Raw genomic sequence first — 10,431 nt, 5'->3', positions numbered from 1 at the left:
CACAGTAATGTGTTGAGTTGACTGTCACTAATCGATCGAAGGCTTGACCAAGAGCGGAGAAAGCGGACGAGCAAGAAAAGAGGAGCGAGAGCGCTTGCGCTTGGAGCGACCTGTTTTCGAGCAAGTCCATTTGCGAAGCAAATGCACCGAGAAGAAGCGTCGGAGACGCGGATTCGAGGTGACCGCTTTCGTAGAAAATGGAAGAAAGCAAAACACGAATGCGAGATAACCATTTTCCTAGATCTAAGAAATCGTAAGCTTTGTCATTCATCTGTATGAAGTTTTGAAGGTATCCCTTAGAGGAGGCCTTGACGGCTTTTATTCCCTCTGATATATTGAAAAAGTGTTTTCAGTGTATATCCGGTGCCATAGCCAAGTGGTAAGGCAAAGGTCTGCAACACCTTCATCACCAGTTCAAATCTGGTTGGCACCTCTTGCGGGCGAGTACGAAAGTGCTCGCTTTTTTATTTTTCATAGGCTCGGGAGACCGAAGAGGGAAAGGATCTTCTTACAGGACCTGTCGAGGCATGACGAAAATTTGCATACGGATCCGGAAGAGGGTATCATAAAGTCTGATTCGCAGACGGAAGATGAGGAGAGAGAGATGACCCTATACGATGAGTTGCTGGCCAGGGGCCTGATTGCCCAGGTGACAGATGAAGAGAGAATTAAGGACCTGATCAATAACGGCAAGGCCAGATTCTATATTGGATTTGACCCCACGGCAGATTCTCTGCATGTCGGTCATTTCATGGCTCTTACATTGATGAAGCGCCTGCAGATGGGAGGAAATCGGCCGATTGCCCTGATCGGCGGCGGCACGGCCATGATCGGCGATCCCTCCGGCCGGACAGACATGCGGTCCATGATGACGGTGGAACAGATTGACCACAACGCCGAATGCTTCAAGAAGCAGATGAGCCGTTTTATCGAGTTCGGGGATGACAAGGCCCTGATGGTAAACAATGCGGACTGGCTCCGCGACCTCAATTTCCTGGACTTCATGAGGGAGATCGGGGCGCATTTCTCAGTGAACGATATGCTGCGCGCCAGAGCCTATGTCAACCGCATGGAGCGGGGCCTGTCTTTCCTGGAGTTCTCCTATATGCTCATGCAGGGATATGACTTCTATGAGCTCTACCGGAAATACGGCTGTAATCTGCAGTTTGGCGGTGATGACCAGTGGTCCAACATGCTGGCAGGAACCGAATTGATCCGGAAGAAGCTGGGGGAGGACGCCGCGGCTATGACCATCAATCTCCTGCTCAAGCATGACGGGAGCAAGATGGGCAAGACTGCCGGAGGCGCTGTCTGGCTGGATCCGGATAAGACGTCTCCCTACGAATTCTTCCAGTACTGGCGCAATGTCGATGATGCGGATGTCCTCAAGTTCCTTCGAATGATGACCTTCCTTCCCCTGGAACAGATTGACGAGATGGACCACTGGGAGGGAGCGAAGCTCAATGAGGCCAAGGAGATCCTGGCCTATGAGCTGACCTCCATGGTCCACGGAGAGGAAGAGGCCCAAAAGGCCCGGGAGGCGGCCAGGGCCCTCTTTGCAGGAGGCGTGTCCTCCGAGAATATGCCCCGGGCCTCGATTGGGGAAGGGGATTTCAGAGAGGGGCAAATAGATATCCTCGCTGTCCTGGTGGCCGCAGGCCTGGCCCAGTCCCGGTCGGATGCCCGTCGGGCCGTAGAGCAGGGAGGGGTCTCTGTCAACGGAGACAAGGTAATGGATATTCACTGCGCCTACCGGCCGGAGGATTTCGCAGAGGAGTTCCTCCTGCGCCGGGGCAAGAAGAAGTACTGCAAGGTCATTTACGAGTAAGATAGGGAAAAGATCCCTTCAGACCTTTTCCGAAGAAAGAGATTCGACCCTTCCGGATCGGGTCTCTTTTGCGATAAATATGGAGTGAGTGGATGAAAATACCGGCTCTGATTCTCTTTGTCCTCATGTATATTGTAATGATTGCCAGGCAGAAGTACCGGCCGCATGCGGCAGCGGTGGTCGCGGGAATCTACCTCCTGACGGGCATCCTGCCCCTTTCGCAGGCGGCCGCGAGCATCAACTGGAATGTCCTCATGATGATCGGGGGAACCATGATTCTGGTCGATTACTTCATCGACTCCGGCATGCCGCTTCTGATGGCGGACCTGATCATGGAGAAGTCCAAGAATGTCATGTGGATTATCATCCTGATGTCTCTCTTCGCGGGCCTGATCTCCGCCTTCATCGACAATGTGGCGACGGTTCTCATGGTGGCCCCGGTGGGAATGGCCGTCTGCAGGAAGCTGAAGATCAATCCGGTCCCCATGATCTTCTCCATCGCCGTCTCTTCCAACCTGCAAGGGGCCGCCACCCTGGTGGGGGACACAACCTCCATTCTCCTGGGCTCCTATGCGGGCATGGACTTTCTGGACTTCTTCTTCATGCAGGGACGCCCCGGGATCTTCTTTGCCGTGGAGCTGGGGGCCCTGGCCACAATCCCCATCATGTGGCTTGAATTTCGCGGCTTGACCCAGAAGACCGTCCTGTCCGAGCACACAAAGCTGAAGTCCCTCCTGCCGAGCTTCCTCCTTTTAGCCATGGTCTTCCTCCTGATTGGAGCCTCCTTCATCCCGGAGAAACCGGAGACCTGCAATGGAATGATCTGCCTGGGCCTGGCCGGCATAGCCATGGTCTGTGATCGGGTCAAGACCGGGAATAAGGAGGGGGTAAAGCGAGCTCTTTTGAGTGTGGACCTGGAGACTTTGATTCTCCTTCTGGGACTTTTCGTTGTTATCGCGGGGGTGACCCGGGTGGGACTCATTGAGGACCTGACGGGTCTGATCGCAGGGGTCGGAGGGACCAATCTCTTCCTCCTCTACAGCCTGGTTGTCTGGGGCTCTGTCCTCATCTCCGCATTTGTGGACAATATTCCCTATGTGGCGACCATGTTGCCGGTCCTGACTGGAGTGGCGGCCAGTTTGGGAATGGCCCCTTATGTTCTCTATTTTGGCCTTCTGACGGGAGCTACCCTGGGAGGGAACCTGACCCCGATCGGGGCGTCTGCCAATATTGCAGCCGTGGGCTTGCTCAAGAAGGAGGGGTATGCGACGGGCTTTGGGGATTTCATGAAGATTGGGGTTCCCTATACCCTGGCGGCAGTCCTGGCAGGTTACATCTACACCTGGCTGGTCTGGGCCCGCTAGGATCTGACTTGATGTTTCCCTGTCAGGCGTAGGAATATTTTTCTTCAAGAATTCAAGAAGCAAAAGCGAATGGTGGCGGAGCACTTCTCAAAGCGCAGCATTTGTGTTGACAAGGAGGACCGGAAGAGAGAGATATTAAATAATATTCAGTATAAAAAATATGGAGGGTAATGCCTGTGAGAAAATGTCCTGTTTGTGGAAATGAGGCAGAGGCCGGTTGGGTTATTCCGGATCGATTTGGGATAAAGTGGATCCCAGATGGCGGAAATCTGATTGAAAAAACAAAAAATGCAATACAATTAACGAGCAACCTGACCAATATGAATCTGAAATCCTATGTCTGCAGAAGCTGTCATCTGTTTTTCGCGGACATTCCGGATCAGAAATACGCGAGGTTTTTCCCCAATGTAAAAGGAAAAGATCCTACATCATGAGATGCGAATTTGCCCATTTTTGATAGTTTTGAGCGAGTAAAGAACCGCAGATGCCTGTGTTATCGGCATTTGCGGCTCTCTTCATCTATTCTGGAATGTAGTGATATTTACCCCTTCCGGACTTTCGTACAGATTTTCTTCATGTCTCTTTGCGTAATGATCTCGTAGTCCGTTCTAAAGCCGAAGGCTTCATGCAGATCATCCGTCAGATCTGTCCTGGAATAGAGTGGACGATAGCCTTCTCCTGGTATTTCTTCCATATACATTTTTCGCAGAGTATCAATAATCTCTTCGCAGGGATACTTGTTGTTCAACTTCTTCTCTATGATCCAATAAACGATCAATGCTGTCACGCATGTCATAAAGTGGGCTGTGATCCGGTCCTTTCTCTGGAGGTAAACCGGCCGTGCTCTAAACTCCGTCTTCATGATCCGGAAACATTCTTCTATCTGCCAGCTCTGGCGGTTGATGTTCACGATCATGTCGACATCATCCTCAAGGTTGGTGCATACCGCAGATCAATGCCTCCAAGGATGATTCTCTTCTTAAACTGTCAAAGACCCGGTAGCGGAGCACTTCTCAAAGCGAAGCATTTGTGTTGACAGGGAGGACCGGAAGAGAGACGAAAGGGCTGTAGACGAGGAGTTGGAAATATAATAATATGAAAAAGAGTTTCCTATTTAAGAAGAAAATAATCAATATTACAAGGGGAGGTACAGATCATGAATCTTATGGGAATTGCAAAGAAGGCATTTATGGGAGCTTCCGATGAGGAGAATCAGAGAAATAAGGCGAGGATGAGAGAGATCTTCAATGCCAGCGTCCCTAACGGCGATGACTATCGCATCCTCTACTGCCACATGTCAGATTACACAAATGCCGTGGTTGTGTCAGTGACAAGGCACAGCAATTTCATTGTGGGCTACAAGGAGGGTGAAGTGGTTGTTATCCCGGTGGATCCAGATCTGGGAAACTATGGGGAAGCCGTTGTATTTAACAAGGAGAACGGGGGTCAGACAAAGACCAGTATGGGGTACTGCTACGTCGCCAATGAGGAGGCGGGCTTCCAGCTTGAGCCCATCAGCTATGTGCCGGGACTCAACAAGGCGTCTAAGTACTCTGTGTCAGTTATCCAGTCAAGCGCTGAAGTTTCAGACTTCCGCAAGTTCTTCAAGAAGGGCTTCTAGGATTCGCAGTAAAAAATAGCGCAAAGCAGCGATCCTGTAGAATCTACACAAGTATCTGCACATGCTTGGTTCGGGCCCGTCAGAAGAGGCCCGTAAATTGCGAATTCCAATGCAGATCGGTATAATACAGATAGTCAAGCGCTGTTTTGACAAGTTAGGGAGGCGCTTTAGAAAGGAGTCAACAATGGGTTTATTCGATGAGATTACCAACACCGTGATGAATGCAGGGCAGGCGGTCGGAGACAGGGTGAAGACAGCTGTCGATGTGACCAAGGCAAGCTATGAGGTCAAGGAGACAGAGCACAAGCTAAGAGATGCGTATGCGGAATTGGGCAGACGCTATTTCCAGGACCATCGCGAGGATCCGGGCGAGGATTTCTCCGAGATCGAGACCCTTCTTGAGAAGTTAGAGGAGAAGAAGGATACCGTAGACAGCTTAAAGAAGACGCAGACTTGTCCCGCATGCGGATCTTCCGTCTCCAAGGAGTCCTCTTTCTGTCCCAAGTGCGGGGAGAAGATGCCCGTTTCACAAGAGGCCGAGCTGGCAGATGAGGAGAAGGCTGCGCCTACCGCAGAGCCGGACGCTTTCGTTGATGAAGAGGCCGAAGGCAGTCTTACCCCGGAAAATCCGCTTCAGGACCGGGCTGCCGAGAAGAAGGCAGAGGACCGGCCAGCTTACAGCGAGAGTACGGAGGAGGGCCCGGTCGAGGAGTTCGTGTACGGGGAATTGAGAAAGAAATGAGCAATAAGGGCAAGTACTATATCACGACAGCCATTGCGTATACTTCCGGGAAACCCCATATCGGCAATACCTATGAGATTATTCTTGCGGATGCGATTGCGCGCTTCCGCCGCCAGGAGGGCTATGATGTCTTCTTCATGACCGGATCTGACGAGCACGGGCAGAAGATTCAGCTCAAGGCGGAGGAGGCCGGGATCAGTCCCAAGGAGCTGGTGGACAAGAACTCCGGAGAGATCCGGCGCATCTGGGACCTGATGGATACCTCCTATGACAAGTTCATGCGCACGACGGACCCGGATCATGAGGCACAGGTGCAGAAGATCTTCAAGAAGCTCTATGACCAGGGAGATATCTACAAGGGCTCCTATGAGGGCTGGTACTGCACGCCGGATGAGTCCTTCTGGACGGACTCTCAGCTGGTTGACGGCAGGTGCCCCGACTGCGGACGGCCGGTCACCAGGGCTTCGGAGGAGGCTTACTTCTTTCGGATGAGCAAGTATGCCGACCGCCTGATCGAGCATATCAACAGTCATCCGGAATTCATCCAGCCGGTCTCCCGCAAGAACGAGATGATGAATAATTTTCTCCTGCCCGGTCTGCAGGATCTCTGTGTCTCCAGAACCTCCTTCTCATGGGGGATTCCGGTCACCTTTGATCCCAAGCATGTCGTCTACGTCTGGCTGGATGCCCTGACCAACTATATTACGGGAATCGGCTATGACTGTGACGGGAATTCCAGCGACCGCTTCGAGAAATTGTGGCCGGCGGACCTGCACCTGATCGGCAAGGACATCATCCGATTCCACACCATCTATTGGCCTATTTTCCTGATGGCTCTTGGCCTGCCCCTGCCCAAGCAGGTGTTCGGCCACCCCTGGCTTCTCCAGTCCGATGGCAAGATGTCCAAGTCCAGGGGAAATGTCATCTACGCGGATGATCTGGTCGATCTCTTCGGCGTGGATGCGGTTCGCTATTTTGTCCTGCATGAGATGCCCTTTGAGAATGATGGGGTCATCTCCTGGGAGCTTATGGTAGAGCGGATCAATTCAGATCTGGCCAATACCATGGGCAACCTGGTCAACCGGACCATCAGTATGTCCAATAAGTATTTCGGCGGCCTGGTCGAGGACAATGGCACCGAAGAGCCTGTCGATCTGGAACTCAAGGCCTATGCTGAGGATACGGTGAGGAGAGTGACCGAAAAGATGGCGGATCTGCGTGTGGCAGACGCCATTACGGAGATCTTTAATCTCTTCAAGCGGTCCAATAAATACATCGACGAGACCATGCCCTGGGCCCTGGCCAAGGATGAGACCAAGAGAGACCGCCTTGCGACCGTGCTCTATAATCTGGTGGAGTCGATTTGCATGGGGGCAAGCCTGCTCAAGAGCTTCATGCCGTCGACCGCAGACCGGATCTTAGACCAGTTGCATGCCAGGGAGATTGACTACGATCAGCTCGGCAGATTCGGCAGCTATCCGTCCGGCAGCAGGGTGACAGAGGACCCACAGATTCTCTTTGCCCGCTTGGACTTAGAGGAGGTCATGGCCGAGGTGGCCCGGATAGAGGACAGACAGAAGGAGGCCGCAGGAGGGACGGAGGATCCGTCCGCCGATGCACAGGCCCTTCATGTTGAGACCAGGGAAGAAATCTCCATCGATGATTTCGGCAGGATGCAGTTTGTCGTCGGACAGGTTCAGTCCTGCGCGCCGGTGGCCAAGTCCAAGAAATTGCTCTGCTCCCAGGTCCTGATCGGCGACCGCACCGTACAGATCGTCTCGGGGATCCGCAAGTGGTATTCTCCGGAGGAGATGGAGGGAAAGAAGGTCATGGTCCTTCTGAATCTGGCTCCCGCCAAGCTTGCCGGTGTCCTATCTGAGGGTATGATCCTCTGTGCCGAGGATCCAAGCGGCAATGTGGTTCTGATGAGCCCGGAGAAGGATCTGCCCAGTGGCTCTGAGATCGCGTAGAGCCATCCTCGGGAATCTGGAATAAGAATGCGTTGAGAGCGGATGTGGACCCTGTCTTACATCCGCTCTCTTCTTGACCGAGGCGGATCCGGACCGATCAGACACGTGCGTCGGCTTGTTCGGCACGAGCCGATCAGGAAAGGTCATGAGCCGATTGTCAAAAGGTGCGGCCTGATTACGAAAGGGTACAGCCTGGCGCAATCAGGCGCGCAGGTGGGGGATGCCCTGTGAGAAATGAGGGAGAGGAATGATTTTTGAGACACACGCGCACCTGGACGGGGAGGAGTTCGACAGAGACCGGGAAGAGGTCCTGGCCCGGATCCGGGAAGAGGGAGTCGGGCACCTGGTCAATATCGGGGCGGACTTAAAGAGCAGCCGAAGGTCCGTCGACCTGGCCCGGCGCTATGGCTGGATCTATGCGGCGGTGGGGATTCACCCGGAGGAAATCAGAGACTTCTATCCGAGTCCGGGGGAAGGCGAAACCGGGGTGGATCCGAACTGGGAAGAGACCGCATACGGAGACCAAGTCCTTGAGCAACTGCGGGACCTGGCGCAAGATGCCCGGGTTGTTGCAATCGGGGAGATCGGGCTGGACTACTACTGGGTCAAGGACGAGAAAGAGCGCCGGGCGCAGGCCTACTGGTTCCGGCGGCAGCTTACCCTGGCAGGGGAACTTGGTCTTCCGGTCGTGATCCACTCCAGGGAGGCGGCGAGAGATACCCTTGCGATCATGCAGGAGGCGGCGCGAGAGGGGATACGGGGTGTGATCCACTGCTATTCCTACTCCAGAGACCAGGCCCTCCAATACGTGAAAATGGGCTTCTTCATCGGGGTGGGCGGAGTCGTCACCTTCAAGAACGGCCGCAAATTGCGTGAAGTGGTTGAGGCCATCCCCATAGAATCCCTGGTCCTTGAGACGGACTCTCCTTATATGTCGCCGGAGCCCAGGCGGGGAAGGAGAAACGATCCGGGGAATCTGCCCATTATCGCAAGACAGATTGCGCAGATCAAGGGGATCTCCTATGATGAGCTGGTGAGAATTACACAGGAGAATGCGATGCGCCTGTATCCGGAGGTGGAAGATGACAAGACTCGATAGTCCGGCGCGTACAGTCGCAGTGCTGGAAAAGTACGGATTTTCTTTTCAGAAGAAGTACGGCCAGAATTTCCTGACCGACCGGCATGTTCTGGAGGGAATTGTCGCCGCGGCACAGGTCGGCAAGGAGGATTTCATCCTCGAGATCGGGCCGGGCATCGGAACACTGACCCAGTACCTCTGTGAAGCGGCGGGTGAGGTGCTGGCGATTGAGGTGGACCGTCAGCTGATTCCGATTCTGGAGGATACCCTGTCCGCCTACGACAATGTGGAACTGGTCTGCGAGGACGTCCTCAAGCTGGATCTGGCCCGGCTGATCGAGAAGAAGAAGGTCACAGGACCTGTCAAGCTGGTGGCGAACCTGCCCTATTACATCACGACGCCCATCATTATGGCCTTATTTGAGAGCCATCTGCCACTCGAGTCGATTACGGTTATGGTGCAGAAGGAGGTGGCGGACCGGATGCAGGAGGGACCCGGCAGCAAGGATTACGGTGCCCTCTCTCTGGCCGTCCAGTACTATGCAAGACCGGAGATCATCCTGCAGGTTCCCCCCGGTGCATTTATTCCAAGACCCAAGGTCGGATCAGCCGTGATTCGCCTCAGCAACTATGAGAAGCCGCCGGTTGCGGTCTCGAATGAGGCCTATTTCTTCGGGGTGATTCGCGCCTCCTTCAACCAACGTCGCAAGACTCTGCTCAACGGCCTGAACAACGCCCCCTGGATCGGAGTCCCAAAGGAGGAGATTGTCCGGATCATTGCGGCCATGGGACTGCCACAGGCGGTGCGGGGAGAGACTCTGACCCTGGATCAATTCGCCGACCTGTCCAACCGGCTTGAAGAGAAGGAGCAGGTCTGATGGGAGAAGCCTATTACGCCTACCTGCTCCGCTGCGCGGACAACAGTCTCTATGCCGGCTATACCACGGATATTGAGGCCAGGGAAAATGCACACAATGCGGGGCGAGGCGCCAAGTACACCAGGACGCGCCGCCCGGTTCAGATGGTCTATTATGAGGCCTTCGACAATAAGAGTGACGCGTTAAAGAGAGAAGCGGCCTTTAAGAAGCTGACCAGGCAGGAGAAGATCGCCCTGGTAGAGAGAAGGGATCCGAGGATGGCCTGGGACCTGCGCAAGCGGTCTTCCGGGGGACAGACGGGATCCGAGAGGAGACAAGAAATATGAGGAAAAAGCTCCTGCTCTTTCGTGCGGACCAAGACCGGGTGCGGGAGATCCGGCGGCTGGTCCGCAAGATGGACATTGAAGTGGAAGGGATCGAGAGACCCATGTACGGGCAGAAGATCGGCTATCTGGCGGGCATGATCGGGTTCGCAGAGGAAAGGCGGGTCTATATGGGCGAAGAGCTGGCGGAAGAAATGATGCTTTTGGTCGGCTTTGGCCAGAGAGATCTGGACTGGCTTCTTGCGGCCTGGAAGGAAATGGCGGTCCCCGGAGTCAAGCTCAAGGCCCTTGTGACAAAGACCAATATCCAATGGACACCGCCCCGGCTCTTTCAAGAACTTCGAGAGGAGGATGAGCAGATGAATCCGGGCCGGTAAAGAGGAAATGTTCATCCTATTTACACAGACAGAACGCTTTTACGTCATAAGTGCCTGCTATATTTGTAACATCGAAGGAAATGTATGCCTTTGATAACAAACATCTTTTTCATAACAACTCCCCCGAAGAACCCGCCGCAAGGCGGGTTCTTCACTTTCGAGTTAGAGTTATAGGAAAAAACGTGTTGATGAAAACCGAGTTATAGGACAAAACGTGTTGATGAAAACCCCTTCAAAGCCTTGTAAATAGA

Annotated in this window: 11 protein-coding genes, 1 tRNA gene and 1 pseudogene; 11 read left to right on the top strand and 2 right to left on the bottom strand. The window is 53.8% G+C overall.

The window, feature by feature from the left end; genetic code table 11:
- A partial coding sequence (locus ACO5R6_RS07305) for a hypothetical protein (protein ID WP_485626528.1) occupies nucleotides 1–271 on the bottom strand: 271 nt, incomplete at its 3' end.
- 91 nt (nucleotides 272–362) lie between these two features.
- On the opposite strand from ACO5R6_RS07305, the gene ACO5R6_RS07300 reads away from it, so the two are divergent.
- From ACO5R6_RS07300 to ACO5R6_RS07285, 4 genes are all read left to right on the top strand, one after another.
- Nucleotides 363–433 (top strand) — tRNA-Cys (locus ACO5R6_RS07300).
- 171 nt (nucleotides 434–604) lie between these two features.
- Entirely contained in the window at nucleotides 605–1,828 is a 1,224-nt protein-coding gene (tyrS, locus tag ACO5R6_RS07295; RefSeq protein ID WP_485626527.1) for a tyrosine--tRNA ligase, read from the top strand.
- A gap of 92 nt (nucleotides 1,829–1,920) precedes the next feature.
- Nucleotides 1,921–3,192, top strand: a complete 1,272-nt coding sequence (locus ACO5R6_RS07290; protein ID WP_485626526.1) for an ArsB/NhaD family transporter — start codon at nucleotides 1,921–1,923, stop codon at nucleotides 3,190–3,192.
- A 170-nt stretch (nucleotides 3,193–3,362) separates the two neighbouring features.
- On the top strand, nucleotides 3,363–3,626 hold the full coding sequence (locus tag ACO5R6_RS07285) for a PF20097 family protein (RefSeq protein ID WP_485626525.1): 264 nt from the start codon (nucleotides 3,363–3,365) through the stop codon (nucleotides 3,624–3,626).
- Between the two features lie 107 nt (nucleotides 3,627–3,733).
- Here ACO5R6_RS07285 and ACO5R6_RS07280 read toward each other — a convergent pair.
- Nucleotides 3,734–4,141, bottom strand: a pseudogene (locus ACO5R6_RS07280) (IS1634 family transposase); the annotation flags it as partial.
- Nucleotides 4,142–4,348: 207 nt separating this feature from the next.
- Here ACO5R6_RS07280 and ACO5R6_RS07275 point away from each other — a divergent pair.
- From ACO5R6_RS07275 to ACO5R6_RS07245, 7 genes are all read left to right on the top strand, one after another.
- A complete protein-coding gene (locus ACO5R6_RS07275; protein WP_485626524.1) occupies nucleotides 4,349–4,813 on the top strand; it encodes a hypothetical protein in 465 nt (154 codons plus the stop codon).
- Between the two features lie 184 nt (nucleotides 4,814–4,997).
- Nucleotides 4,998–5,555: a zinc ribbon domain-containing protein gene (locus ACO5R6_RS07270; protein ID WP_485626523.1), complete on the top strand. Its 558-nt coding sequence runs from the start codon at nucleotides 4,998–5,000 to the stop codon at nucleotides 5,553–5,555.
- Nucleotides 5,552–7,525, top strand: coding sequence for a methionine--tRNA ligase (metG, locus tag ACO5R6_RS07265; protein WP_485626522.1), 1,974 nt, complete (start codon nucleotides 5,552–5,554; stop codon nucleotides 7,523–7,525). Before ACO5R6_RS07270 ends, metG begins: the two co-directional genes overlap by 4 nt.
- Nucleotides 7,526–7,772: 247 nt before the next feature.
- Nucleotides 7,773–8,624: a TatD family hydrolase gene (locus tag ACO5R6_RS07260; protein ID WP_485626521.1), complete on the top strand. Its 852-nt coding sequence runs from the start codon at nucleotides 7,773–7,775 to the stop codon at nucleotides 8,622–8,624.
- Nucleotides 8,608–9,480, top strand: coding sequence for a 16S rRNA (adenine(1518)-N(6)/adenine(1519)-N(6))-dimethyltransferase RsmA (gene rsmA, locus ACO5R6_RS07255; RefSeq protein WP_485626520.1), 873 nt, complete (start codon nucleotides 8,608–8,610; stop codon nucleotides 9,478–9,480). Before ACO5R6_RS07260 ends, rsmA begins: the two co-directional genes overlap by 17 nt.
- Nucleotides 9,480–9,806 carry a GIY-YIG nuclease family protein gene (locus ACO5R6_RS07250; protein WP_485626519.1) on the top strand — a complete coding sequence of 109 codons (327 nt, stop codon included), beginning with the start codon at nucleotides 9,480–9,482 and terminating at the stop codon, nucleotides 9,804–9,806. Before rsmA ends, ACO5R6_RS07250 begins: the two co-directional genes overlap by 1 nt.
- Complete coding sequence (locus ACO5R6_RS07245; protein ID WP_485626518.1) at nucleotides 9,803–10,180, top strand: DUF3783 domain-containing protein; 378 nt, start codon at nucleotides 9,803–9,805, stop codon at nucleotides 10,178–10,180. The genes ACO5R6_RS07250 and ACO5R6_RS07245 overlap by 4 nt, the downstream gene beginning before the upstream one ends.
- Nucleotides 10,181–10,431: the final 251 nt, after the last annotated feature.

The organism is Shuttleworthella sp. (assembly GCF_057251025.1).
The sequence above is the reverse complement of the archived record's forward strand: the minus strand, read 5'-3'. Positions and strand labels throughout refer to the sequence as shown.

Bases quoted from the DNA above. Each gene is read 5' to 3' on its own strand.
- tyrS (WP_485626527.1), top strand. From the start codon at position 605: ATGACCCTATACGATGAGTTGCTGGCCAGGGGCCTGATTGCCCAGGTG.
- ACO5R6_RS07290 (WP_485626526.1), top strand. From the start codon at position 1,921: ATGAAAATACCGGCTCTGATTCTCTTTGTCCTCATGTATATTGTAATG.
- ACO5R6_RS07285 (WP_485626525.1), top strand. From the start codon at position 3,363: ATGCCTGTGAGAAAATGTCCTGTTTGTGGAAATGAGGCAGAGGCCGGT.
- ACO5R6_RS07275 (WP_485626524.1), top strand. From the start codon at position 4,349: ATGAATCTTATGGGAATTGCAAAGAAGGCATTTATGGGAGCTTCCGAT.
- ACO5R6_RS07270 (WP_485626523.1), top strand. From the start codon at position 4,998: ATGGGTTTATTCGATGAGATTACCAACACCGTGATGAATGCAGGGCAG.
- metG (WP_485626522.1), top strand. From the start codon at position 5,552: ATGAGCAATAAGGGCAAGTACTATATCACGACAGCCATTGCGTATACT.
- ACO5R6_RS07260 (WP_485626521.1), top strand. From the start codon at position 7,773: ATGATTTTTGAGACACACGCGCACCTGGACGGGGAGGAGTTCGACAGA.
- rsmA (WP_485626520.1), top strand. From the start codon at position 8,608: ATGACAAGACTCGATAGTCCGGCGCGTACAGTCGCAGTGCTGGAAAAG.
- ACO5R6_RS07250 (WP_485626519.1), top strand. From the start codon at position 9,480: ATGGGAGAAGCCTATTACGCCTACCTGCTCCGCTGCGCGGACAACAGT.
- ACO5R6_RS07245 (WP_485626518.1), top strand. From the start codon at position 9,803: ATGAGGAAAAAGCTCCTGCTCTTTCGTGCGGACCAAGACCGGGTGCGG.